Source organism: Streptomyces sp. NPDC031670 (assembly GCF_055580545.1).
In genome coordinates this window covers 268,132-293,094 of the sequence record NZ_JBVILC010000003.1, presented here as the reverse complement: position 1 = coordinate 293,094, position 24,963 = coordinate 268,132, and the positions used below count along the sequence as shown (strand labels likewise).

At 73.7% G+C, this 24,963-nt stretch carries 20 protein-coding genes; 4 read left to right on the top strand and 16 right to left on the bottom strand.

What is annotated here, in order from left to right; genetic code table 11:
• Position 1: 1 nt before the first annotated feature.
• Positions 2-3,394 carry an SAV_2336 N-terminal domain-related protein gene (locus ACZ5ID_RS08390; protein ID WP_468894671.1) on the top strand — a complete coding sequence of 1,131 codons (3,393 nt, stop codon included), beginning with the start codon at positions 2-4 and terminating at the stop codon, positions 3,392-3,394.
• Between the two features lie 17 nt (positions 3,395-3,411).
• Here the strand turns inward: ACZ5ID_RS08390 and ACZ5ID_RS08385 are convergent, their stop codons facing one another.
• The 6 genes from ACZ5ID_RS08385 to ACZ5ID_RS08360 form a co-directional block, all read right to left on the bottom strand.
• Positions 3,412-3,909, bottom strand: coding sequence for a methylated-DNA--[protein]-cysteine S-methyltransferase (locus ACZ5ID_RS08385; protein WP_468894669.1), 498 nt, complete (start codon positions 3,907-3,909; stop codon positions 3,412-3,414).
• An 11-nt stretch (positions 3,910-3,920) separates the two neighbouring features.
• Complete coding sequence (locus ACZ5ID_RS08380; protein WP_468895083.1) at positions 3,921-5,396, bottom strand: AlkA N-terminal domain-containing protein; 1,476 nt, start codon at positions 5,394-5,396, stop codon at positions 3,921-3,923.
• Between the two features lie 502 nt (positions 5,397-5,898).
• Positions 5,899-6,447, bottom strand: a complete 549-nt coding sequence (locus ACZ5ID_RS08375) for an O-acetyl-ADP-ribose deacetylase (protein WP_468894667.1) — start codon at positions 6,445-6,447, stop codon at positions 5,899-5,901.
• Positions 6,444-7,868: a phytoene desaturase family protein gene (locus ACZ5ID_RS08370; protein WP_468894665.1), complete on the bottom strand. Its 1,425-nt coding sequence runs from the start codon at positions 7,866-7,868 to the stop codon at positions 6,444-6,446. Before ACZ5ID_RS08370 ends, ACZ5ID_RS08375 begins: the two co-directional genes overlap by 4 nt.
• A 135-nt stretch (positions 7,869-8,003) precedes the next feature.
• Positions 8,004-8,840 carry an inositol monophosphatase family protein gene (locus tag ACZ5ID_RS08365; RefSeq protein WP_468894663.1) on the bottom strand — a complete coding sequence of 279 codons (837 nt, stop codon included), beginning with the start codon at positions 8,838-8,840 and terminating at the stop codon, positions 8,004-8,006.
• A 133-nt stretch (positions 8,841-8,973) separates the two neighbouring features.
• The gene (locus tag ACZ5ID_RS08360; protein ID WP_468894661.1) at positions 8,974-10,770 is read right to left on the bottom strand and encodes a gamma-glutamyltransferase family protein; all 1,797 of its coding nucleotides are present in this window, start codon (positions 10,768-10,770) and stop codon (positions 8,974-8,976) included.
• An 84-nt stretch (positions 10,771-10,854) separates the two neighbouring features.
• Between ACZ5ID_RS08360 and ACZ5ID_RS08355 the strand changes: the two genes are divergently transcribed.
• On the top strand, positions 10,855-11,910 hold the full coding sequence (locus tag ACZ5ID_RS08355; RefSeq protein WP_468894660.1) for a lipoate--protein ligase family protein: 1,056 nt from the start codon (positions 10,855-10,857) through the stop codon (positions 11,908-11,910).
• 96 nt (positions 11,911-12,006) lie between these two features.
• Here ACZ5ID_RS08355 and ACZ5ID_RS08350 read toward each other — a convergent pair whose 3' ends face one another.
• The 8 genes from ACZ5ID_RS08350 to ACZ5ID_RS08315 form a co-directional block, all read right to left on the bottom strand.
• On the bottom strand, positions 12,007-13,005 hold the full coding sequence (locus ACZ5ID_RS08350) for a TIGR03842 family LLM class F420-dependent oxidoreductase (RefSeq protein ID WP_468894658.1): 999 nt from the start codon (positions 13,003-13,005) through the stop codon (positions 12,007-12,009).
• A gap of 19 nt (positions 13,006-13,024) precedes the next feature.
• Positions 13,025-14,428, bottom strand: coding sequence for a dihydropyrimidinase (gene hydA / locus ACZ5ID_RS08345; protein WP_468894656.1), 1,404 nt, complete (start codon positions 14,426-14,428; stop codon positions 13,025-13,027).
• 115 nt (positions 14,429-14,543) lie between these two features.
• On the bottom strand, positions 14,544-15,824 hold the full coding sequence (locus ACZ5ID_RS08340; RefSeq protein ID WP_468894654.1) for an aspartate aminotransferase family protein: 1,281 nt from the start codon (positions 15,822-15,824) through the stop codon (positions 14,544-14,546).
• The gene (locus ACZ5ID_RS08335; RefSeq protein WP_468894652.1) at positions 15,821-16,663 is read right to left on the bottom strand and encodes a nitrilase-related carbon-nitrogen hydrolase; all 843 of its coding nucleotides are present in this window, start codon (positions 16,661-16,663) and stop codon (positions 15,821-15,823) included. Before ACZ5ID_RS08335 ends, ACZ5ID_RS08340 begins: the two co-directional genes overlap by 4 nt.
• A 118-nt stretch (positions 16,664-16,781) precedes the next feature.
• Positions 16,782-17,297 carry an HAD family hydrolase gene (locus tag ACZ5ID_RS08330; protein WP_468894650.1) on the bottom strand — a complete coding sequence of 172 codons (516 nt, stop codon included), beginning with the start codon at positions 17,295-17,297 and terminating at the stop codon, positions 16,782-16,784.
• Between the two features lie 46 nt (positions 17,298-17,343).
• On the bottom strand, positions 17,344-18,732 hold the full coding sequence (locus ACZ5ID_RS08325) for a hypothetical protein (RefSeq protein ID WP_468894648.1): 1,389 nt from the start codon (positions 18,730-18,732) through the stop codon (positions 17,344-17,346).
• A gap of 408 nt (positions 18,733-19,140) precedes the next feature.
• A complete protein-coding gene (locus ACZ5ID_RS08320; RefSeq protein WP_468894646.1) occupies positions 19,141-19,392 on the bottom strand; it encodes a helix-turn-helix domain-containing protein in 252 nt (83 codons plus the stop codon).
• A gap of 88 nt (positions 19,393-19,480) precedes the next feature.
• Entirely contained in the window at positions 19,481-19,948 is a 468-nt protein-coding gene (locus tag ACZ5ID_RS08315; protein WP_468894643.1) for a winged helix-turn-helix transcriptional regulator, read from the bottom strand.
• Positions 19,949-20,084: 136 nt separating this feature from the next.
• Between ACZ5ID_RS08315 and ACZ5ID_RS08310 the strand changes: the two genes are divergently transcribed.
• Positions 20,085-21,254, top strand: coding sequence for a thiolase family protein (locus tag ACZ5ID_RS08310; RefSeq protein ID WP_468894641.1), 1,170 nt, complete (start codon positions 20,085-20,087; stop codon positions 21,252-21,254).
• A gap of 291 nt (positions 21,255-21,545) precedes the next feature.
• Positions 21,546-22,199, top strand: a complete 654-nt coding sequence (locus ACZ5ID_RS08305; protein ID WP_468894639.1) for a DUF4360 domain-containing protein — start codon at positions 21,546-21,548, stop codon at positions 22,197-22,199.
• A 59-nt stretch (positions 22,200-22,258) separates the two neighbouring features.
• Here ACZ5ID_RS08305 and ACZ5ID_RS08300 read toward each other — a convergent pair whose 3' ends face one another.
• Both ACZ5ID_RS08300 and ggt read right to left on the bottom strand, forming a co-directional pair.
• Positions 22,259-22,966 (bottom strand): glycoside hydrolase family 75 protein, encoded by a 708-nt coding sequence (locus tag ACZ5ID_RS08300; RefSeq protein ID WP_468894638.1) that lies wholly within the window; start codon positions 22,964-22,966, stop codon positions 22,259-22,261.
• A 167-nt stretch (positions 22,967-23,133) separates the two neighbouring features.
• The gene (gene ggt, locus ACZ5ID_RS08295; RefSeq protein ID WP_468894636.1) at positions 23,134-24,930 is read right to left on the bottom strand and encodes a gamma-glutamyltransferase; all 1,797 of its coding nucleotides are present in this window, start codon (positions 24,928-24,930) and stop codon (positions 23,134-23,136) included.
• Between the last annotated feature and the right edge of the window lie 33 nt (positions 24,931-24,963).

Here is a 24,963-nt window from a genome sequence, read left to right as displayed (position 1 = left end):
CGTGCCGCGCGCGGAGCCCCCGGACGCCCTGGCCAGGCTCGCCGCCCTGGTGGGTCACGAGTTGTCCACGCACGAGCTGCTGGACACCCTGTGGCTCGCCACCCGGCTGCCCCGGGGCTCCGCCGCACCGCTCGCGAGCGCCCTGGCCCCGGACCGCACGCGCCGGCCGGGCCCGGCGCCCCGGGAGACGACCCGGACGCCGTCCGGAGGCACGGTGGCGCCCCCGGACGGTCCGGCGGCGGAGGCCGGGGAGGGCGAGGGCTCCCAGCCGCCGCTTCCCACCCAGCTGCTGGGCGCCCTGCACGCGGCGGCGGCCTCCCGCGGCGCCCCCGAGTTCGCCGAGACCGCCCACTCCCCGCCGCCCCCGGCCCAGGGCACCGGGGCCCTGCCGGTGCGCGTGCCCGAGGAGAAGGCGCTCGGCGACGGCGAACTGCGGCTGAGCCGGTCCCTGCGGCTGCTGAAGCAGCCCCGCCCCGGCTCGCACTTCTGGGAGTTCGACGAGGAGGCGACCGCCACCGCGATGGCCGAGAGCGGTCTGCCCGACGTGGTGCTGCGGCCCGCCCGACGACGCTGGCTTGATCTCACCCTGCTCATCGACGACGGTCTGTCGATGCTGTTGTGGCGCAGGCTCGCCACCGAACTGCGCTCCGTCTTCGAGCGGTTGGGCGCCTTCCGCGACATCCGGGTGCACGGCCTGGACGCGCGCTCCCCGGACGCGCCGGGCCTGCGGGGACGCCCCTTCGACCCCGGCGGCCCGCTGCTCTCCCCCGCCTCCGCCGCCGACCCCTCGGGCCGCACCCTGGTCCTGGTGATCAGCGACGGGGTGGGGGCCTGCTGGCGCGACGGCCGGATGCACTCCGCGCTGGAACGCTGGGCGCGCCAGGGTCCGACGGCCGTGGTGCACGCACTGCCGTCCCATATGTGGGACGCCTCGGGCATCCGCTCGGAGCAGTGGTCGGTGACCACCCGGCGGCGCGGCGCGGCCAACCACACCTGGGAGGTGACCGACCCGCTGCTGCCGCCCGGCCTGGGCGACCGCTTCCCCGGGGTGCCGGTCCCCGTACTGGAGCCGTATCCCCCGGCCGTCGCCGCCTGGGCGCGGCTGGTGGCGTCGCCGGGGGCCGGCGCCGAACTGCCGCTGCTCGCGCCACCGGGCGCGCGGGGCCTGCGGGGCGAGGCGGCCACCCGGGGCACGGACCCGGCCGACGCGGTGCTGCGGTTCCGGGACGCGGCGTCCCCGCAGGCGTACCGGCTCGCCGCGCATCTCGCCGCGATCTCGCCGCTGACGGTGCCGGTGATGCGCCTCGTGCAGGCGGCGGTGCCGTGGCGCTCCGACACCGCGCACCTGGCCGAGGTGTTCCTGGGCGGGCTGATGCGCGCGGCCGACCCGTCCGGCGCCGCCCTGCCCGCCCAGCACCGCCGGTTCGGCTTCCTCGACGGCGTCCAGGAGATCCTGCTCGACACCGCCTCCCCCATCGACCTGCTGCGCACCACCCGCGCGGTCACCGACCGCCTCGCCACCCTGGTGGGCCGCTCCCCCGACTTCCCCGCCTGGCTCGCCCACCCGTCGGGGACGGGCGAACTCCTGCCGGGGACCCGGCCGTTCGCCTGGCTGGAGGACCGGCTGCTGACCCATCTGGGGGCGCGGCCGATGGCGCCCGTCCGGCCGCCGCCGGTGACGGAGTACCACCAGGTGGGGCTGCCGTCCGGGCTGGAGACGGCGCCCTGCTGGCTGCCGCTGCGCCTCCAGGACCTGCACGCGCTCGGCCCGTACACCCTGCTGATGCGGCAGGACACCGGCGGCAAGCCGGTCGCGTACATCGGCGAGGACGCGGACGGCCAGAAGGTGCTGCTGCGGGTCGCCCACACCTCGGACCCGCCGGTCGCCCGCGAACTGCTCGCCACCGAGTACCGCGCGCTGCGGCGGATGGACGGGGTGTACGCGCCCGGGGTGATCGCCGGCGACCTCCGCCCCGGCCTCAGCTGGAGCACCCCCTGGATCGCGCTGCGGCTCGACAGTCTAAGCACCGGCCTTCCAGCGCCGACGCTGCGCGCGGTGCTGCACGCCACCGGGCCGCTGCGCGACTCCGCGCTCCTCGCCTGGCTGGGCTGGAGCCTGGCCCGAGCGATCAACCGCTGCCACCGCAGGGGCCTCGTCCACGGCTCGCTGACACCCGGGACGGTCCTCGTCACCGAGCGGACGCTGCACATCATCAGCTGGGCGTCGGCCCGGATCGACGGCGCCTCCAGCGCGTCGTCGCTTGCTATGCCCACCAACTCGCCCTACCGCGCCCCGGAGGTAACCTCCTGGAGCGAATCCCGGATCGCCGCGGGCGACGTGTACGCGGTGGGCACCATCCTGCTCGAAGCGGTCACCGGACGGCACTGGCGCTGGTACGAGCACGACGTACTGCGCCACCACCCGGAGTTCCGCCGTCTGGAGGAGAGCCTGCGCGATCTGCTGCTGCGTTCGGTGGACGAGGAGCCGGAGGCCAGGCCGACCGCGCGGGAGATGGCCGAGGCGTTCGGCTCGCTCCTGGGGACGCCGGTGGAGTGGGACGACGAGGACGACGACCAGGTCGCGGCCGACGCCGAGGAGGACCCGGAGGACGAGGCGGGCCGCGAGGAGTGGATCCGTGCCATCCGGGCGCCGCTGAGCCGGCCGCTGCGGATCGCGGTCCTGGGGGTGAAGGACCGAGCCGGGTGCACCACGACCACCACGGTGCTCGGCGCGATCCTGGCCGAGCAGCGCCAGGAGCGCGTCCTGGCCGTCGACACCGACCGGCATGCGGGCAGCCACATCCATCTGGCGCGCCGCGTGTACCGGGCGACGGCGGCCCGGCTGACCGAGCTGGCCCACTCCGCCCACGAGGTCTCCGGCTTCGAGGTGCTGCGCCTCTTCCTCTCCCAGCACCGCTCCGGGCTGATGGTGCTGGCCAACGATTCGGTCTCGCATCCGCCGACGGTCGGCCAGTTCTCGGACCAGGAGTACCGCAGGGTCGCGGAGGTGACGGCCCCCTACTTCGACATCGTGCTCGCCGACACGGACAAGTTCCCGCAGGCGGTGCTGGAGCTCGCCAACCGCGTGGTGATCGTCTCCCGGGCCGACCCGGCCGGGGTCACCCAGGCTCAGCAGGCCGTCGACCGGCTGATGGCGCTGGGCCGCCCCGACCTGGTGGCGGACGCGGTGGTCGTCCTCAACCACAGCCGTCCGGCCGCCGGCTGGACCCTGGACGCGGCCACCATCCGCAGCCTGAGCTCCCGCTGCCGGGGTGTTCTCATGATCCCCCGCGACGGCCATCTGACGACGGGCAGCACGGTGGAGCTGTCCTGGCTGGCGCCGGAGACGTACAAGGCGTTCCTGCGTCTGGGGGCCCTGCTGGTGGCCGACTGAGCGGGCGTGGCGGGCCCTCAGAACAGGGCGTCCTCCGGCGCTCCCTTCTCGAAGGCCAGCAGCCGCTGCTTGCGGTCGAGGCCGCCGCCGTACCCCGTCAGGCCGCCGCCGGAGCCGATCACGCGGTGGCAGGGGACGATGATGCCCACCGGGTTCCTGCCGTTGGCCAGGCCCACCGCGCGCGAGGCGCCGGGCTTGCCGAGCGCCTGGGCGAGTTGGCCGTAACTGCGCGTCTCGCCGTACGGGATGCCGCGCAGCTGGTCCCACACCGCGCGCTGGAAGTCGGTGCCGCGCAGGTCCAGCTCCAGGTCGAACGTGGTCCGCTCGCCCGCGAAGTACGCGGCGAGCTGGCGGATCACCTCGGGGAACGGGCCGCCGTCGTCGGGCTCGCCGAAGGTCTCCTGGGGCGGGCGGTGGCGCTGGCCCTCCATGTAGAGGCGGCTGAGGACGCCGTCCTCGGCGACCAGGGTGAGCGGCCCGTACGGGCTGTCGGTGACGGTGTGTGTGGTGGTCATCGTGAACGTCCTCATACGGGGAGGTGGTTGATGGGGTGGTCGTCGGTGGCCCAGAGGTACTGGACCGCGTAGGCCCGCCAGGGGCGCCAGGCCGCGGCGCTCGCGGTGAGCGCGGCGGGCGAGGACGGCAGGCCGAGGGAGCGGGCCGCGCGGCGCACGCCGAGGTCGGAGGGGAGGAAGGCGTCCGGGTCGCCGAGCGCCCGCATCGCGATCACCTCGACGGTCCAGGGGCCGAAGCCCGGCAGCTCCAGGAGCTGGGCCCGCGCCCGGTCCCAGTCGGTGTCGATGCCCAGCGCGAGGCTGCCGTCGGCCAGACCCGCGACCAGCGTGGTCAGGGTGGTACGGCGGCTGCGCGGCAGGGCCAGGGACTCCGGGTCGAGACCGGCCAGCGCCTGCGGGGTGGGGAACAGATGGGTGAGCCCGCCCGCCGGGTCGGCCACCGGCTCGCCGTGCGCCGCCACGAGCCGGGCCGCGTGGGTGCGGGCGGCGGCGGTGGATACCTGCTGGCCGAGCACCGCCCGTACGGCGAACTCCGCCACGTCGACGGTACGCGGCACCCGGCGTCCGGGGGCCTTGTCGACCAGCGGGGCGAGCAGCGGGTCGGCGCGCAGCCGGTCGTCGACGGCGACCGGGTCGGCGTCGAGGTCGAGCATCCAGCGGCAGCGGCTGATGGCGATGGTGAGGTCGCGCAGATCGGTGAGGGAGAGCAGACAGCCGATGTGGTCGGGGCCGGGGGTGAGTTCGGCGATGCCGTGTCCGTACGGGAGGGACAGCGTGCGGCGGTACGCGCCGCGCCGCCACTCCTCCACACCGGGCACCGCCGTCGCAGCCAGGTGCCCGAAGAGGTTGTCCGGGTTGAGCGGGGCGCGGTACGGAAGCCGCAGGGCGATCGAGCCGGGGGCCGGGGCCTGACGGGCGATGCCCCGTGCGGCGCGGGCGCGCAGCTCGGTGGGGGCGAGCGCGAAGACCTCGCGGACGGTGTCGTTGAAGGTGCGTACCGAGGCGAAGCCCGCCGCGAAGGCGACGTCGGCCATCGGGAGGGCGGTGGTCTCGATGAGGATCCGCGCGGTCTGGGCGCGCTGGGCGCGGGCCAGGGCGAGCGGTCCGGCGCCGAGCTCGGCGTGGAGCTGGCGCTCGATCTGGCGGGCGCTGTACCCGAGCCGCGCGGCGAGCCCGGTCACGCCCTCGCGGTCGACGACGCCGTCCCGGATCAGGCGCATGGCACGGGCGACGGAGTCGGCGCGGGCGTTCCACTCCGGGGAGCCGGGCGTGGTGTCCGGCCGGCACCGCTTGCAGGCCCGGAACCCGGCCTGCTGGCAGGCGGCGGCGCTCGGATAGAAGGTCATGTTCTCGACCTTCGGGGGCACCACGGGGCAGCTGGGCCGGCAGTAGATACGGGTGGTGAGGACGGCGGTGAAGAACCAGCCGTCGAAACGGGCGTCCTTGGACTGGACGGCCCGCACGCAGCGCTCGGCATCGGTGTACATGGCCGCGGGGGCCGCCGGGGTGGCGGCGGAAGCGGGATTCATGGGTTAAGGATCGGTTAGGGGGTGGGGGGTTGCTGGCAGGAATCCGACATGGAGGTTGGGGGTGGGGTGGGGTGTGGGCGGAGATTCGTCTGCGGGTGGGTGGTGGGCTGGTCGCGCAGTTCCCCGCGCCCCTGGGGGGTGGGGGCGGGCGTGGTTGTTCGTGTGCGGGTCGGTGGTGGGCTGAGCGCGCAGTTCCCCGCGCCCCTAGGGGGTGGGGGCGGGGGCAACCCAGACCGGTGCCCGGGGCCGGGGGCTTGAGGGGCGCGGGGAACTGCGCGGCCAGGCCCCACCGGCCCGCAGACGAACCCCAGCGCAACCCCGGCCCACCCCAACCCCCAGGGGGCGCGGGGAACTGCGCGGCCAGGCCCCACCTAGCCGCAGACGAACCGCAGCGCAACCCCGGCACCCCGACCCCCAGGGGCGCGGGGAACCCGCAGACGAACAACCGCCCCGCCAACCGCTACCCCAGCGCCCCCTCGAACGCCCGATACGCCTCGTCGTCGAACAGCACGAACCGCACCTCCTCCACACCCCCGGCCGCCCCCGCCGTCTCCCGGACGGCCCGCACGGCCACCCGCGCGCCGTCCTCCAGCGGCCACCCGTACACCCCCGTGGAGATCGCCGGGAACGCCACGGTCCGGGCTCCCAACTCCCCCGCCACCCTCAGCGATTCCCGGTAGCAGGAGGCCAGCAGTTCGGAGCGGTCCTCGTCCCGCTGCCACACCGGGCCCACCGTGTGGATCACCCATCGTGCGTCCAGCCGCCCCGCCGTCGTGGCCACGGCCCGGCCGGTCGGCAGTCCCTTGCCGTAGTGGGAGGCCCGCAGCCGGCGGCAGTCGGCGAGGATCTCGGGGCCGCCGCGCCGGTGGATCGCCCCGTCCACCCCTCCCCCGCCCAGCAACGACGAGTTCGCCGCGTTCACGATCGCGTCGACGCTCTGCTCGGTGATGTCCCCCCGGACCAGCACGATGGACACCGCGCCCCGGCCCGCCGCGCCCGAGCCCGTCACTTCCCGTCCGCCTTCCGCAGCGCCCGCCACACCGCTTTCGCCGCGTTGTGCCCGGACATCCCGTGGACCCCCGGCCCCGGCGGCGTCGCGGAGGAGCACAGGAACACCGACGGATGCCGTGTCGTGTACGGGAACAGCGACAGCGTCGGCCGCAGCAGCAATTGCAGCCCCCGCGCCGCCCCGCACGCGATGTCCCCGCCCACATAGTTCGCGTTGTGCGCGGCGAGCTGCGGCGGCCCCGCCGTGGCCCGCGCCAGTACGCGGTCGCAGAAGCCAGGCGCGAACCGCTCGATCTGCCGCTCCACCGCGTCCGTGAGGTCGCCGTCCCACCCGTTCGGCACATGCCCGTACGCCCAGAACACGTGCTTGCCCTCCGGCGCCCGCGAGGGGTCGACGAGGCTCGGCTGGGCGGTGATGAGGAACGGTGTCCGGGGCGCGGTGCCCCCGGACGCCTCGCTCAGCGCGGCGCCGATCTCCCGGCTGGACGGTCCGATCTGCACGGTCCCGGCCCGGCGCGGCTCCGCCGCGGTCCACGGCACGGGTCCGTCCAGCGCGTAATCGATCTTGAACACTCCGGCGCCGTACCGGTACCCCTCGTACGCCCGTCCCAGCCCCGCGATCCGGGCGAGCGCGGTGGGCGAGGTGTCGAAGACGTACGCGCGCGCGGGCGGCAGGTCGTCGAGGCGCTTCACCTCGAAGCCGGTGTGGACCGAGCCGCCGAGGTCGCGCAGGTACGCCGCGAGCGCGTCCGAGATCGACTGCGAGCCGCCGCGCGGCAGCGGCCAGCCGTTCTCGTGCGCGGCGAGGGCGAAGACCAGGCCGACCGCCGAGGTCGCGAGCCCGTTCAGTGGCGCGATGACATGGCCGACGAGCCCGGCCAGCAGCGCGCGCGCCCGGTCGTCCTGGAAGCGGCGCATCGTCCAGGTGTACGGCGGGAGACCGTCGAGGCCGAAGCGGGCGAGGCCGAGCGGGTCGCGGGGCAGGGCGGTCAGCGGCAGCGACATGAAGTCGCGGACCAGGACGTCCCACTTTCCCAGGTACGGCGCCACGAGTCTGCGGTACGCGCCCGCGTCGCGCGGCCCGAACGACGCGGCGGTCTCCGAGACCGAGCGGGCGAGCACGGCCGCGGTGCCGTCGTCGAAGGGGTGTGCCATGGGAAGTTCGGGGTGCAGCCACTCCAGCCCGTACCGGTCGAGCGGCATGGCGCGGAAGGCCGGGGAGCCGATGCCCAGCGGATGCACGGCGGAGCACGGGTCGTGGCGGAAGCCGGGGAGGGTGAGCTCCTCGGTCCTGGCGCCGCCCCCGATGGTGTCCTTGGCCTCGAAGACCTCAACGGACAGGCCGCGCCTGGCCAGTTCGACGGCGGCGGTCAGTCCATTGGGCCCCGCCCCCACGACGACGGCATCGAGCATCGACGGCACCTTGGACTCCTCACGCCCTTGTGGCCAAGACACCCAGCATATTCCGGACCGCCGGCGATCCGGTCCGCGGTGGGTGCCGTCCCGGCCGGAGCGGCGGCCGGGCGATGGCGGTGTCCATGAGGACCTGCCGCCCGCTCACTCCCCCGCCAGCAGCCTCCGCACCCGCTCGGCCGTCGCCGCGTCCCGGGCGGCCGTGAACGGCAGCGCGTTGCCCCCGGTTATCCGGTACGGCTGCCCGGTCACCGTGGTGTGGGTGCCGCCCGCCTCGGCCACCAGGAGCAGGCCGGCCGCGTGGTCCCAGGCGAGCTCCCAGGAGAACGCGATCGCGTCCAGCTCGCCGCGCGCGACCGCCAGGTATTCGAGCCCGGCCGAGCCGCAGGGGCGCGGGCGGACGCCCTCGGTGCGCAGGCCGAGCAGCGCGCGCTTCTGGTCCTGCGTCGTGTAGTCCGGGTGGGAGGTGGCGATCTCGATCACCGCGCCGGGTGCGGGCGCCCCGGACCGTATCGCCTCGCCGTTGACGGTGGCGCCCCGGCCGCGGACCGCGACCGCCATGACGTCGAGCGCCGCCCCGTACGTCCACGACGCCAGCACCTCGCCCCGGTGCGCGAGCGCCACCAGGGTGCAGAAACCCTCCTCGCCGCGCACGAACTGGCGGGTCCCGTCGACGGGGTCGACGATCCACACCGGCGCGTCGCCGCCCAGCGCGTCGTACGACGACGGGTCGGCCGCGACGGCCTCCTCACCGACGACGACCGATCCCGGCAGCAGCGCGGGCAGGGCCTCGGTCAGGAACTCCTCGGCGCGCCGGTCGGCGACCGTCACCAGGTCGTGCGGGCCGTTCTTCTCCAGGATCTCGTGCGCGGCGAGCTGGCGGAAGCGCGGCATGATCTCGACGGCCGCCGCCTTGCGGACCGCCTCTTCGACGTCGGACGTGCGGTTTTCCAGAAACTCTGCGAGCAACCCTTCGATCATGCGTCCAGCAAAACACGCCCCACTGACAACCGACGAACACGGCCCCTGACCTGGCCGTCATCGAGGTGACGTCCCCGGGCGCGGCCGGACGCCGGCCAGGTCGGCGCCGCGCCGGCGCCCGACCGGCGCCGGGTCAGCGCCCCACCGCGTACCCCTGCATCCCGCGCGGATTCGCGGCTGCGGACAGGACGCCGGTCTCCGGGTCGCGGGCGACCGCGCACAGCCGCCCCTCCGACCAGGCGCCGCCGACCGTGACCCGGTGCCCGCGCCGCCGCAGCCCCGCCACCACCTCCGCGGGGAACCGTGCCTCGACCGTGACGCTGCCGTGCCGGGTCACCCGGGGGTGGAAGGAGCTCGGGAAGGACTCGTTGTGCCAGTTCGGCGCGTCGATCGCGCTCTGGAGGCCGAGGCCGCCGCGCTCGCGCGCGCCGAGGGCGAGCGCGAGGAAGAAGTGCGGCTGCCACTGGTCCTGCTGGTCCCCGCCGGGAGTGCCGAACGCCAGCACCGGTACGCCGTCGCGCAGCGCCAGGGTGGGCGACAGCGTCGTACGCGGGCGGCGGCCCGGCGTCAGGGTGTTGGGCAGCCCCTCCTCCAGCCAGGCCATCTGCAGCCGGGTGCCGAGCGGGAAGCCGAGTTCGGGGACGACCGGGTTGGACTGGAGCCAGCCGCCGCTGGGGGTGGCGGCGACCATGTTCCCCCAGCGGTCGACCACGTCCAGATGGCAGGTGTCGCCCCGGGTGGCGCCGTCCGGGCCCACGGTCGGCTCCCCGGCGCCCGCCGCGTGGGCCCGGCCGCCACGCGCGCGCAGTGCCTCGCGGGCGATCCGGGGCGGACGCCCGCCGGGGCTGCCGGGCCGCAGCTCGTACGAGGCGGTCGCGCCGACGAGCGCGCGCCGGGCCGCGTTGTAGTCGTCCGAGAGCAGCTCGGCCGTCGGCACCTCGGCTGCGTCCCCGTACCAGGCCTCCCGGTCCGCCATGGCGAGCTTGCACCCCTCGACGAGGAGGTGGACGTATTCGGCGGAGTCGTACGGCGGCAACTCCCCCGGCAGCAGCGCCAGTTGCTGGAGGAAGGCCGGTCCCTGGCTCCAGGCGGCCGGTTTGCACAGGGTCCAGCCGTTCCAGTCGTACGTCACCGGGTCCTCGTACGTGGCGGACCATCCGGCGAGGTCGGCCTCCGTGAGCGCGGCGGTGTGGCGTTCGCCGCTGGTGTCCAGGGTGGAGCGGCGGGCCTGCGCGACCAGCGCCCGGGCGACGAACCCCTCGCGCCAGATCCGCCGGGCGGCCTCTATCTGCCGCACCCGGCCGTCCCCGGTCGCGTCCGCGCGCGTGGGGGCGGATTCCGCGAGGACGCGACGCCAGGTGCGCGCCAGGGCCGGATTGCGCAGCAGCTCGCCGGGGCGCGGGGAACGGCCGCCCGGCAGATACACCCCGGCCGAGGAGGGCCACTCGCTCGCGAAGAGCGCGCGCACGCTCTCCACGGCCTGCCCGACCCGCTCCACGGGCGGATGGCCGTCCTCCGCGTATCCGATGGCGTACTTCAGTACGTCGGCGAGCGGTTTGGTCCCGTGGTCGCGCAGCAAAAGCATCCAGGCGTCGAAGGCGCCGGGCACGGCGGCGGCCAGCGGCCCGGTGCCGGGCACCAGGTCCAGGCCGAGTGCGCGGTAGTGGGCAGCGGTGGCTCCGGCGGGCGCGGTCCCCTGGCCGCAGAGCACCCGTACCGGGCTTCCGGCGGGTGCGAGCAGGATCGGTACCTCACCCGCGGGCCCGTTCAGGTGCGGCTCGACGACGTGCAGGACGAAACCCGCCGCCACGGCGGCGTCGAAGGCGTTCCCGCCGTCCTCCAGGACGGCCATCGCGCACTGCGAGGCGAGCCAGTGGGTGGAGGACACCATGCCGAAGGTGCCCTGGAGGGTGGGCCGGGTGGTGAACACCCTCGCAGGCTAGACGGGCCCGTGCCGGAATGTCAGACCCCGCCCGTAACGTTGATCCCGCTCGGAACGGATGGAGGAGCAGCGGTGCACGGTGAGTACAAGGTCCCCGGCGGCAAGCTCGTGGTGGTGGACCTGGACGTGGAGGACGGGGTCCTGCGCGGCGTGCGGGTCGCGGGTGACTTCTTCCTGGAGCCGGACGAGGCGATCGGGGCCATCAACAGCGCACTGGAGGGCGCCCCGGCCGACACGGACGCGGCGGGGCTCGCGGCCCGTATCGACGCGGCGCTGCCCCCGGGCACGACGATGTACGGCCTGACGTCGGAGGGGGTAGGCGTCGCGGTCCGCCGCGCGCTGGCGCACGCGACGGACTGGACGGACTACGACTGGCAGCTGATCCACGACGGCCCCCAGTCCCCCGCCCTGCACATGGCGCTGGACGAGGTGATCACGGCCGAGGTCGCGGCGGGCCGCCGCCCGCCGACGCTGCGGGTGTGGGAGTGGGGCGCCCTCGCCGTCGTCATCGGCAGCTTCCAGTCCCTGCGCAACGAGGTCGACCCCGAGGGCGCCGAGCGCCACGGGATCACGGTGGTGCGCCGGGTGTCCGGCGGCGGGGCGATGTTCATCGAGCCCGGCAACACGATCACGTACTCGCTCTCCGTCCCCGACGCCCTGGTCTCCGGCCTCTCCTTCGCCGACTCGTACGCCTATCTGGACGACTGGGTCCTGGGCGCGCTCGGCGACATGGGGGTGAAGGCCTGGTACCAGCCCCTGAACGACATCGCCACGGACGCCGGCAAGATCGCGGGCGCCGCGCAGAAGCGGGTGGTCGCGGACGGCGGCGCGGTCCTGCACCACGTGACGATGGCGTACGACATCGACGCCGACAAGATGCTCGACGTGCTGCGCATCGGCCGCGAGAAGCTCTCGGACAAGGGCACCAAGAGCGCGAAGAAGCGCGTGGACCCCCTGCGCCGCCAGACGGGCCTGCCCCGCGCGGCGGTCATCGAGCGGATGATCGCCTCGTTCCGGGGGCGGTACGGGCTGGCGGAGGGCCGGGTGACGGACGCGGAGATGGCCCGCGCCCGCGAGCTGGCGCGGACGAAGTTCTCCAGCGAGGAGTGGACCGCGCGGGTGCCCTAGGGCGTGTTGCGAAAGTCCCGCCCGGCCGGCCGCCCCCGGCCCCGCACGGACCGGTGGCGCCCCCGGGCCCCCGGCGGACGAGGCGCCCCCGGCCCCTCAGTTCAGCGCCGGGATCACCCGCTCCCCGTACGCGTCGATGACCGTCTCCCGCGCGTCGTGCATCGCGTACAGCGCGAACTGGTCGACGCCCAGGGCCCGCAGCGCCCTCAGTTTCTCGATGTGCGCCTCCACGGGGCCGAGGAGACAGAAGCGGTCGACGATCTCGTCGGGGACGAAGGCCGTGTCCGGGTTGTCGGTGCGGCCGTGGTGGCTGTAGTCGTAGCCCTGGCGCGCCTTGATGTAGTCGGTGAGCGCGTCCGGCACCAGCCCGGAGTGCTCGCCGTAGCGGTTCACCAGGTCCGCCACGTGGTTGCCGACCATGCCGCCGAACCAGCGGCACTGCTCGCGGGCGTGCGCGAGGTCGTCGCCGACGTACGCCGGGGCGGCCACACAGATGGTCACGGCGGCGGGGTCGCGTCCGGCCTCCACGGCGGCCGTGCGGACCGCCTTGACCATCCACTCCGTCAGGAACGGGTCGGCGAGCTGGAGGATGAAGCCGTCGGCCTTCTGGCCGGCCAGCGCCAGCGCCTTCGGTCCGTACGCCGCCATCCAGACGGGCAGCCGGCCGTCCCTGACCCAGGGGAGCTTCAGGGGCTGTCCGTCGACCTCGGCCTCCCGGCCCTCGGCGAGGTCGCGGATCACGTCGATGGCCTCGCCCAGGCGCGCCAGGGTGTTGGGTTTGCGCCCGGCGACGCGCATCGCGGAGTCGCCGCGCCCGATGCCGCAGACGGTGCGGTTGCCGTACATCTCGTTGAGGGTGGCGAAGGTGGAGGCGGTGACCTCCCATGTCCTGGTGCCGGGGTTGGTCACCATGGGGCCGACGCGCATCTGCCGTGTGTGCTCAAGGATGCGGCTGTAGATGACGAACGGCTCCTGCCAGAGCACCGCCGAGTCGAAGGTCCAGCCGTAGCGGAAGCCGTTGCGTTCGGCGCGGCGCATCAGGCCGACGACGGTCGAGGCGGGCGGGTCGGTCTGCAGGACGAGTCCGAAGTCCATGTGGTGTTGCTCCAGGTGACTAGCCGAGGTACTGGGTGGTGGCCCGCGGGGTGTAGACGCCGTGTCCGGCCCGTCCGGTGAACCGGCGTTCGTGCAGGACGAGTTCGCCGCGGGAGAGGACCGTCTCGACGCGGCCGGTGATCCGGCGCCCCTCGTACGCCGAGTAGTCCACGTTCATGTGGTGGGTCTCGGCGGAGAGGGTCTGCTCGGCGTGCGGGTCGTAGATGACGATGTCGGCGTCGGCGCCCGGCGCGATGGTGCCCTTCTTCGGGTAGAGCCCGAACATCCGCGCGGGACTGGCGCAGGCGATCTCGATCCAGCGCCGCCGTGAGAGGTGGCCGTCCAGCACGGCCTGGTGCAGCAGGTCCATCCGGTTCTCCACGCCCGGCAGCCCGTTGGGGATCTTGGAGAAGTCGCCCCTGCCGAGCTCCTTCTGCCCCACGAAGCAGAACGGGCAGTGGTCGGTGGAGACCACCTGGAGGTCGTTGGTGCGCAGCCCCCGCCAGAGCGCGGCCTGGTGCTCCCGGGGCCGCAGCGGCGTCGAGCAGACGTACTTGGCGCCCTCGAAACCGGGCTCGGCCAGGTTGTCGGTGGAGAGGAAGAGGTACTGCGGACAGGTCTCGCCGAAGACCGGAAGTCCCTTGTCCCGGGCGGCGGCCAGCTCCGCGACCGCCTCCTCGGCCGACACGTGCACGACGTAGAGCGGCGCCCCCGCGACCCGGGCGAGCTGGATCGCGCGGTGGGTGGCCTCGGCCTCCAGCAGGGCGCGGCGCACCTCCCCGTGGTAGCGGGGGTCGGTGCGGCCGGCGGCGAGCGCCTGCTCGACGAGGACGTCGATGGCGATGCCGTTCTCGGCGTGCATCATGATCAGCCCGCCGTTGGAGGCCGAGCGCTGCATCGCGCGCAGGATCTGGCCGTCGTCGCTGTAGAAGACGCCGGGGTACGCCATGAACAGCTTGAACGAGGTGATGCCCTCCTCCACCAGGAGGTCCATCTCCTTGAGCGAGTGCTCGTTCACATCGGAGAGGATCATGTGGAAGGCGTAGTCGACGGCGCACTGGCCGTCGGCCTTGGCGTACCAGGCGTCCAGCCCCTCGCGCAGGGCCCGGCCGGGCGTCTGCACGGCGAAGTCCACGATGGTGGTGGTGCCGCCCCAGGCCGCGGCCCGGGTCCCGGTCTCGAAGGTGTCGGAGGCGAAGGTCCCGCCGAAGGGGAGCTCCATATGGGTGTGGGCGTCGACGCCGCCCGGGATGACGTACTTGTCCGTCGCGTCGATCGTCCGTTCGGCGCTCCAGCTCTGTGCCGCGTCCGACGCGTGCGCGGCCAGGGCGGCGACGCGGCCGTCCTCGATGAGGACGTCGGCGTGGAGCTCGTCGGCGGCGGTGATCACCAGTCCGCCGCGGATCAGTGTGCGGGTACTCATGGGTGGTGCTCCCTTTCGTACACGTACGGCGCGCTCCGCTCGGGGGCGCGGCTGTTCGGCTGAGGGACGGCCGTGCGGCGGAACCGCGAATGCCACGGCCCCGGTCCGGCGCGCGCTACACGCTCCGCAGCGCCCGTTCCAGGATCGCCGCCCCCTCCTCCGCCTCCGCGACCGTCAGGGACAGCGGTGGGGCGACACGGAGCACGCTCGTGTTGTGGCCGCCGCCCTTGCCGAGGAGCAGACCGCCCTCGCGGGCCGCTTCCAGGACGGCCGCGGCGGCCTCCGGATGGGCCTCGTCGGTGCCCGGCTTCACCAGCTCGATGCCCGCCATCAGCCCCCGGCCGCGCACCTCGCGTACGAGCGGGAGCTGGGCGGCGACGGCCCGCAGCCGCTCGATGAGCAGCCCGCCGACGCGGCGCGCGTTGCCCCGGAGGTCGTGTTCGAGCAGGTACGACAGGTTGGCGAGGCCGGCCGCCATGGTGACCGGGGAGCCGCCGAAGGTCGAGATGGAGTTGGCGTCCAGGCAGTTCATGATCCGGGCACTGGCGACCACACCGCCGATCGACATGCCGTTGCCGATGCCCTTGGCGAAGGTGAGGATGTCCGGCGGCCCGTTCTCGGCGTGCGCCTGCCAGCCCCAGAAGTGCTCGCCCGTACGGCCCCAGCCGGTCTGCACCTCGTCGCTGATCCACAGGATGCCGTGCCGGTCGAGGACCTGGCGGAAGGCTGCGTACAGCCCGTCGGGGGGCGAGGTGAAGCCGCCGACGCCCTGGATGGGCTCGGCGATGAGCGCGGCGACGTCACGAGTGTGGCCGAGGAGGTCTTCGAGGTCGGCGACGCAGGCGTTGATGAACTGGCGGTCGCTCAACTCCGCGTAGGGGCCGCGGGTGCGCACGCCCCCGTGCACGTAGAGCGTCTGCAGGGGTGACAGGCTCGTCGGTGACCAGGAGTGGTTGCCGGTGATGCCGACCGCGCTGAACGAGCGGCCGTGGTAGCTGTTGCGCATCGCCAGGATCTGGTTGGAGCCGCGGTGGGCGGTGGCGAGCAGCAGCGCGGTGTCGTTCGCCTCGGTGCCGGAGGTGGTGAAGAAGACCCGGGCGTCCGGGATGCCGGAGAGCTGGGCGATCCGCTCGGCGAGCTCGACCATCGGGCGGTTGAGGTAGAGCGTCGAGGAGTGGATGATCCGGCCGGCCTGTTCGGAGACGGCCTTGGTGACCTCGGGCAGGGCGTGCGCGGTCATCGTGGTGAGGATGCCGCCGAAGAAGTCGAGGTAGCGGTTGCCCTCGGCGTCCCAGACGTACCGGCCCTCACCGTGGGTGAGCTCGATCGGGTGCCGGTAGTAGAGCGCGAGCCATTCGGGCAGCACCGCGCGGTGGCGGTCGAAGAGCGAGCTCACGGCCGCACCAGCCCTTCGTAGGCGTCGGGCCGCCGGTCGCGGTAGAACGCCCACTGCTGGCGCACCTCGTCGATGAGGCCGAAGTCCAGGTCCCTGACGAGGAGTTCCTCCTCCTTGTCGCTGGCGGTGCCGCCGACGAACTGGCCGCGCGGGTCCACGAAGTAGCTGGTGCCGTAGAAATCGTTGTCGCCGTACTCCTCGCGGCCGACCCGGTTGATCGCGGCGACGAAGTACTCGTTGGCGACCGCCGAGGCGGGCTGTTCCAGCTGCCACAGATGGGCCGAGAGTCCGCGCGAGGTGGCAGAGGGGTTGTAGACCAGCTGGGCGCCGTTGAGGCCCAACTGCCGCCAGCCCTCGGGGAAGTGGCGGTCGTAGCAGATGTAGACGCCGACCTTGCCCACGGCGGTGTCGAAGACCGGCCATCCCAGGTTGCCCGGTTTGAAGTAGTACTTCTCCCAGAACCCCTTCACCTGGGGGATGTGGTGCTTGCGGTATTTGCCGAGGTAACTGCCGTCGGCGTCGATCACGGCCGCGGTGTTGTAGTAGAAACCGGAGTCCTCGATCTCGAAGACCGGGACGACGATCACCATCCCGGTCTCCCGGGCGAGCTCCCGCATCCGCTGGACGGTCGGCCCGTCCGGCACCGGCTCGGCCCACCGGTAGTGCTCGGCCTCCTGCACCTGGCAGAAGTACGGGGCGTTGAAGACCTCCTGGAAACCAATGATCTTCGCACCCCGCCGGGCGGCCTCACGGGCGTGTTCCTCATGTTTGGCGATCATGGATTCGGTATCGCCGGTCCAACTGGCCTGGACCAGTGCGGCGCGGACAACAGTGGCCATGAGCTGCTCCTTAGACGAGCCGTCAGCCAGGCGTCGACACGCGTAGATTGCGTGTGGAGAGACGGTAAAGCCCGTCACGCACCGTGGCAAGACCATCGCCGTCACGCCACGAAGTCGATCACATTTCCCTCGGTACGGGGGCGGGGAGCCGCGCCCAGTTGCCCCGCCGGGCGTGCCTCAGCAGCACCGGGTCGTCGCCGACGACCACCGGGTGGCCCACCTCGGCGAGCAGCGGCAGATCGGCCGCCTCGTCGGCGTAGGCGTAGCAGTCGGCGGCGAGCAGGGCGTGCTCGCGCAGCAGGGCGCGGGCCGCGTACCCCTTGCCCTGGCCGGACATCGGCGCCCTCGGCCGGGCGCAGAGCACCGCGTCGGCGCCCAGCTCGCGGGCGACGGACGCGACGGCCCCGGCGGGCGACGGCGTCACCAGGACCACCAGATGCCCCCGGGCGGTGTGGCCGTGCAGGGCGGCGAGGACCGGCGCGTGCCAGAGGCGGCCGAGCGGCCCGGGGCCGTCCGGGGGCAGCTCGGGCAGCGCCAGGAGCGTGCCCTCGACGTCGAAGAACGCGGCGGCACGTGGCGCGCGCGACCGGGGTGGGCGGGAGCGGGACCGGGATGCATGGGCGTCGTTGTCCATCGCCGGGGACCCTGCCCATCCGCACCCTCCCCTCAATCCCTGGATTTCAACGTTCTGTTGCAATTCCGGCCACGCGGAGGGCGTGGACGAGGTCTCGTCTGCGCCCCTCGGAGACCGCGCCGGCGGCGGTGAGCAGCCGTGGGCCGAGGCGCGCCGGGGCGTGCGCGGCCAGATGCGCCGCGTCCTGGGGCGTACGGACCCGGACGAAGGCGTCCAGCAGCGCGTCCGCCTCGCGCTCGCGTCCGGCGTCACCCAGCGCGAGCACCGCGTGCGCGATCTGCTCGGCGGGCCGGCTCACGCCCTGGCGCAGCAGCCGGTGGCAGTCGGCGTCCTGCCCGGCGTCGGCGAGCGCGGCAGCCGCCGCGGCGAGCCGGTCGGGCGGCAGCGAGGCCGCCTCCCACAGCAGGGTGGCCCAGTCGGCGCCGAGGCCCGCGCGGTGGAGCTCGCCCGCGAACAGCGGCAGCAGGTCGGCGGGTCCGGCCGCCGCCTCGCACAGCACGGCGTGCGCCTCGCCGGTACGGCCCCCAGCCCGCAGCCGTACCAGCCGGACGACGGCCTCGCGGACCGCGCGCTGCCGGTCGAGCCCGTCCGCCCGTTCCTCCGGCCGGGGCTCGCTCCGCCCGCGCGGCTGCCCGGACTGTCCGCGCGACTGCCGACCGCCACCGAACCGGGCCCCGGTGGGCGCGGCGACGGCGACCGGGGGCAGTAAGGGCCCCCTGTCCTCCGTCTCCGCCCCGGGCCCCGCCTGCGGCTCCATCCCCGACCCCACCCCCACCCCCGGCTCCAGCTCCGGTTCCGCCCCGTCGGCCTCGATCCCGGCGAACCGGGCGCCGCGCGAGGGGCGCCGGACGGCGGGCCGGGCGGCGGGTACGCGAGGGGCCCGCTCGGGAGCGTCCGGCGCCGCGCCGGCCACGGGGGCGCCCTCGCCCCCGCCCCGGGCCACCGCCCGCTCGCCGAACCAGCCCCTCGGCACCTCCGGTCCCAACGCGGCGATACGGGAGCGCAGTTCGGCACAGCGGGCGGTGGCCCGGGCCAGGTCGTCCTGGATCCAGGCCAGCTCGTCCGGGGCGGCGCCCGGGAGGTGGTCCGCCGCACGTGTCTGCTCGCGCAGCATGAGGGTGAGCTGTTCGCGCAGGGCCTCGCGCCCGCCCGGGCGGGTGTCGTACGCCGCCGTGGCCGCGGTGTGCAGGGCCCGCGCCCGTACCGTCTCGCGGGCCACCGCCTCCGGGCCGTGTGTCGGCGCCAGATCCTGGAGCAGCGATTCGACCACGTCCCACGGCGGGATCGCGCGGCCCTCGAAGCAGGCCGCCAGGCCGCCGGGGTCGCGCTGCCGGAAGACCGCGTACCAGCCCCCGTTCCGGTCGAGCAGGGCCGTCAGCCGGCCCAAGTACCGTGCGAACACCCCCATGTCCGCCGGGAGTTGATTGACCGTCATCGCGCCATCCCCCAACCGTCGACTGAACCCCCACGGTCCTTGGGCATTCGATACCCGCGGTATTGCGCCCGTGTTACACCGAGGTCTTCACCGCGATACCGGGGTATGGCCGTACGCCGAACGGCGAGGTGATGACGGGAGCCGCGCGCCCCCGCGAAGCGCCGCTGCGCGCCCCGGACGGACCGCGGCGGGGACTGGCGGGGGCGGCGGCGTACGCCGGTGAACCGCTCGGGGCGCCCCGCGCCTTCGAAGGCCGCCCGCGCCGGATCGATCCGCCGGAGCCTGCTCGGATCAGTCCGCCCGCGCCCGCTCCGGGGCTCGGCGAGCCCGGCCCACCCAGGAACGCACAGAACAGGGCAAACGGTCAGAAATCACCCGCGCCAGGACAACCCGCCCCCACGGACCCGCTCATGCGGGCAGCAGGCTGCAACTCCCGGCGACCTCGTCGAGCGAAAGGCCGAGCACGCCCGCCAGCGCGGCCACGGTGAAGAAGGCCGGCGTCGGGGCCCGCCCGGTCTCGATCTTCCGCAGGGTCTCGGCCGAGAGCCCGGCCGCCGCGGCGACCTCGCTCATGCTGCGCCCGCCCCGGGCGGTCCGCAGCAACCTGCCCAGCCGCTCGCCACGTTCGCGCTCTTCGGGGGTGAGAGGGGTGCGGACCATGCCCCCGAGTCTATCCGGAGCGGGCCGACACGCACCCGGCGCGGCCGAAGCGGACCCGTACGGGCCGCCGGGGACCACCACGCCCGGCTCAGCCGCCCACCGCGCCCTCCGCCGTCCACCCCTCCACCTGGAACCGCGGGGTCACGTCCCGCCGGCGCACCTCCTCACCGCAGCACCGGCACATGATCACCGGGTCGAGATCCGCGCCGCACGTGTGCTGCCACACCGTGGGCGGCACGTCCGCGAGGTGGCGGTCGCCCCACCGCATCAGCGTCAGCAGGACCGGCCGGAGCTCCTGTCCCGCCTCGGTGGCCCGGTACTCGTACCGCGCGGGCCGCTCGTTGTAGAGCACCTTCTCCAGGACCCCCGCGTCGACGAGCCTGCGCAGCCGCGCGGTGAGGATGTCGCGCGGGGCGCCCACGTTGCGGGCGATCGCGTCGAAGCGGTGCACACCGAAGAAGACCTCGCGCAGGACGAGCAGCGCGTACTTCTCCCCCACGACCGCGAGCGCGTCGGCGATCGAGCAGGGCCGGGAGTTCTTCTGCGATGTCGTCATGGCTCCACGGTAAGCCAGGAACAGCAGTGCATTGGATTTTCCAACCCACTGGACTACAGTGAATCCAGTTTCCAAACCTACTCGCGGGTAGCGGGTGGGAACCGAGCAGCATCCGAGCAGACCCGAGGAGCGCGCCATGCGTGACGCCGTGATCGTGGAAGCCGTCCGTACCCCGACAGGAAAGGGGAAGCCGGGCGGGGCGCTCTCCGGGACGCACCCCGTAGAACTGCTCGCGCACACCCTGCGCACCCTCGTCGAGCGCAGCGGCGTCGACCCGGCGCTGGTCGACGACGTGATCGGCGGCACCGTCGACCAGGTCGGCGAGCAGGCCATGAACACCACCCGGTACGCCTGGCTCTCCGCCGGGTTCCCCGACAGCGTCCCCGCCACGACCGTGGACCGCCAGTGCGGCTCCTCCCAGCAGGCCGTCCACTTCGCCGCCCAGGGCGTGCTGTCGGGGGCGTACGACCTGGTCGTGGCCTGCGGGGTCGAGTCGATGAGCCGGGTGCCGATGTGGTCCAACGTGCCCGCGGGCACGGACCCGTTCGGCCCGGGGATCGCCGCCCGCTTCCCCGAGGGCCTCGTCCCGCAGGGCATCAGCGCCGAACTGATCGCCGCGAAGTGGTCGATCGGGCGGCAGCGGATGGACGAGTTCGCCGCCGCCTCGCACCGGAAGGCGACCGCGGCCTGGGACGGCGGGCTGTTCGACGCCGAGACCGCGCCGATCGCCGGGCTGACCCGGGACGAGTCCGTACGTCCCACGACGACCCCGGAGATCCTGGCCGGGCTGAAGCCGTCGTTCGTGGACCCGCACTTCGCCGAGCGCTTCCCGCAGATCGACTGGTCGGTGACGGCCGGCAACAGCAGCCCCACCAACGACGGCGCCTCGGCCGTACTGATCACCTCCAGCGAGACCGCCGCGCGGCTCGGGCTGCGCCCGCTCGCCCGGCTGCACAGCTTCGCGGTGACCGGCTCCGACCCCGTCCTGATGCTCACCGGTGTCATCCCCGCCACCGAGAAGGTGCTGCGCCGGGCGGGCCTCGGCCTCGACGACATCGACCTCTTCGAGGTCAACGAGGCCTTCGCCAGTGTGGTGCTCGCCTGGCAGCAGGAGACCGGCGCCGATCCCGCGAAGGTCAACGTGCACGGCGGCGCGATCGCCCTCGGCCATCCGCTGGGCGCCAGCGGCACCCGGCTGATGACCACGCTGGTGCACGCGATGCGCCGGCGCGGGGCGCGCTACGCCCTCCAGACCATGTGCGAGGCGGGGGGACTCGCCAACGCCATGGTGCTGGAGGCGCTCTGATGTCGGCTCAACCGCGCCCGTCCGCACCGAGGCCGGTGTGACGCACGCCGCACCCCGCGACAGGGGCGCGGCGCACCGCCTTCCCGGACGGGCCCGCCCTCCGGCGCGTGAGCGACGCCCCGGTGCCCGCGGCCGGAAGTCGACGCCCGGAACGGGCCACGCGGCACGCCCCGGCCGAGGCCCACCGTGGCCGGTCCCGTACCTGTCCCGGAACGTCACGTTCTGCTGTCATGGACCCGCCAACCCCCCACAGGAGACCGCGGGCTGGCGACATGACCGAAGGAGAGCGTCATGTTCAACGTACTGGCCATCGGCGGCGCATCGGCCGTCCTGCTGGCCGCCCCGCTCAGCACGTCCGGCCACACCCCCGGCTGGGGCACCCCGCCTCCCGACAAGATCGTGATCGACCTCGTGACCGTCAACGGTTCGGGCTGCCCGGCGGGCACCGCGGCCGTCGCGGTCTCCCCCGACAACACCGCGTTCACCGTCACGTACAGCGCCTACCTGGCCCAGGTCGGCAAGGGCGCCCAGCCCACCGACCTCAGAAAGAACTGCCAGCTCGCGCTGAACGTCCACGTCCCGCAGGGCTTCACCTACGCGGTCGCCTCGGCCGACTACCGGGGCTTCGCCCATCTGGAGAAGGGCGCCACCGCGCAGGAGCGGGCCAACTACTACTTCCAGGGCATGTCCCAGACGGCCTACATCTCGCACCCGTTCAAGGGGCCGTTCGCCGACGACTGGCAGACCAACGACACCACCGACGTCGCCGCCCTCGTCTACAAGCCCTGCGGGGAGGAGCGCTATCTGAACATCAACACCGAGCTGCGGGCCGGCGCCGGCACCTCCGACACGGTCAACACCACCAGCTTCATCACGATGGACTCGACCGACGCGAGCATCACCACCACGTACCACTTCTCGTGGAAGGTGTGCCCGCCGAAGTAGCGGGCCGTCGCGGCGGTACGCGCACGGGCCGCCCGCCGCGAGGCGGACGGCCCGTGCCGTCAGTTGGCGGCGATGAACCGTCTGGCCAGCTCGTCACCGAGCGAGACCGCCGCGCTGTGGCTCTCGATCGGCTTGGTCTGGGAGTTCTTGAAGAGGATGTACGTCACGCCGGACTCCGCGCCGCCGGTGGCCGGGTCGGGGTTTATCCCGAGCGCCTTGGCGGTGGCGTAGGAGGCCTCCCCGATGATCTTGGAGGGGCCGGTGTCGCCGACCACGGCGTACTCGACCTTGTCGCGGTAGACGACGGCGACCACCCCTCCGCCCTCTATCCCCGCCGAGCCGTAGTTCCAGATCGAGCTGGAGCTCGGCACGACGACGTACGGCAGCTTCTCGGCGTTCAGCGGTTTGCCGTTGGACTGGCGGAAGGCGGTGTCGCCCTGGAACCACGGGTCGGTGCCGGTGTTGCAGGCGGTGGTGGTCTGGCCGTCGCAGTCGACGTCGAGGTCGGCCTTCCAGAAGACCGCGCCGTTCTTGCCGCAGACCGGGACCGTCGCGGAGGTCTCGCTGTCGGTCCGGTACTTGCCGCTGGAGATCTGCGAGCAGGACGTGACCTTGGCGAGCAGGTCGGCCGCGCTCACCGAGCCCTCCTGGGTGCGGGTGGGGGCGCCGGCCGCGCGGGGAGCGGTCGAGGCGGTGGCGGGCAGGGCCGCGGTGGCGAGCAGTGCCGCGCCGGAGGCGGCGGCGAGGGCGAACGTTCGCGTACGCACGTGGGGGACCCTTCTGTTAGGAAAGTTTCCTTACCTGACGCGAACAATCTGAACCGTTTACATGAGCGCGTCAACCCCGGTCACATAAAAGGAAACGCGACCCCCGTCCCGTGAAGGACGAGGGCCGCGCCCCCTTCACCCGCCCGGCGGACGGTTCTGACGAAGTGTCACCCAGTCGGGCGCACCACCATCGCGGAGCCGCCGCCGCGCCGGACCTTCTCGGCCGCCGCCACCCAACGGCCGTCGTCGAGCCGCTCGACGCCGGTCGCCGCGCCGATCATCGGGTTGAGCGAGAAGGCGTGCCCCAGCGCCTCCAGCCGGGCCCGCAACGGGCTGTCGTAGAGCTCGGGCTCCAGCTCCGTCCTGGCCGCGTTGCGCTGGCTGGCGCGTGGCGCGGCGATGGCGTCGACCAGCGACAGACCCCGGTCCAGGTGTCCGACGAGCGACTGGAGCACCGTGGTGATGATGGTCGCGCCGCCCGGCGAGCCGAGCGCCATGACCGGCCTGCCGTGCCCGTCGAGCACGATCGTCGGGGACATCGAGGAGCGCGGACGCTTGCCCGGACCGGGCAGGTTCGGGTCGTGGACGGCCGGGCTCGCCGGGGCGAACGAGAAGTCGGTCAGCTCGTTGTTGAGCAGGAAGCCCCGGCCGGGGACCGTGATGCCGCTGCCGCCGGTCTGCTCGATGGTGAGCGTGTACGAGACGATGTCGCCCCACTTGTCGGCCACCGTCAGATGGGTGGTGTTCTCGCCCTCGTACGTGGTGGGCGAGGCCTGGCCGGAGGTGGCGCACGGCGCCGGGTGGCGCGGGTCGCCGGGCGCGAGCGGGCTGGTCAGCGCCTTGGTGTCGCTGATCAGACAGGCCCGCGAGTCCGCGAACCGCTGCGAGAGCAGCCCCTTGGTGGGGACGTCCTCGAAGGCCGGGTCGCCCACCCAGCGGCCCCGGTCCGCGAACGCCACCCGGCTCGCCTCGATGTAGCGGTGCAGGTACTGGACCTCGGACGCCTTCGACAGATCGGTGTGCTCAAGGATGTTGAGCGCCTCGCCGACCGTGGTGCCGCCCGAGGACGAGGGCGCCATGCCGTAGACCTTCAGGCCCCGGTAGTCCACCTTCGTCGGCGCCTGACGCTTGACCGCGTACGACCGCAGGTCCTTCGCGGTGAGGTCGCCGGGGCGCGCGTTCCGGCCCGAGCCGGGCGCCACGGGGGGCTTGCGGACGGTCCGGACGATGTCGCGGCCCAGGTCGCCGCGGTAGACGGCGTCGACGCCCTTGCGCCCCAACTCCTCGTAGGTGCGCGCCAGATCGGGGTTCCGCAGCTTCGCGCCGACCACCGGGAGCCGGCCTTGGGGCAGGAACAGCTTCGCGGTGTCCGGGAAGTCGGCGAACCGCGCCTGGTTGTCGGCGGTCTGCTGGCGGAAGGTCTCGTCGACGCTGAAGCCGTCGCGCGCGAGCCGTTCGGCGGGCCGCAGGAGTCCGCTCAGCGGTTTGGAGCCCCAGGCGCGGAGGGCCGCGTCCCAGGTGGCCGGGGTGCCGGGGGTGCCGACGCTGAGCCCGCTGGTCACCGCGTCCGGGAACGGCAGGGGTTTGCCGTTCTCCAGGAACAGGGACGAGGTGGCGGAGCGGGGCGCGGTCTCGCGGCCGTCGATGGTGTGCACGGTGCGGGTCCGGGCGTCGTAGTAGACGAAGTACCCGCCGCCGCCGATGCCCGACGAGTACGGCTCGGTGACGCCGAGGGCGGCGGCCGTGGCGACGGCCGCGTCCACCGCGTTGCCGCCGTGCTTGAGCACCTCGATACCGGCGGCGGTGGCGTCCACGTCGACGCTGGCGACGGCGCCCCCGTACCCCACCGCCTCGGCCGTCTTGACGGGTGGGCGGGCGGTTGCCGGTGGGGCGGCGGCGACCGAGGTCGCCACGGCCGCGGCGACGGCCAGTATCGAGAGACTGCGGACGGCGGAGCGACGCATGCGTACCTCCTGGGTGCGAATGTCCGCGCAGCG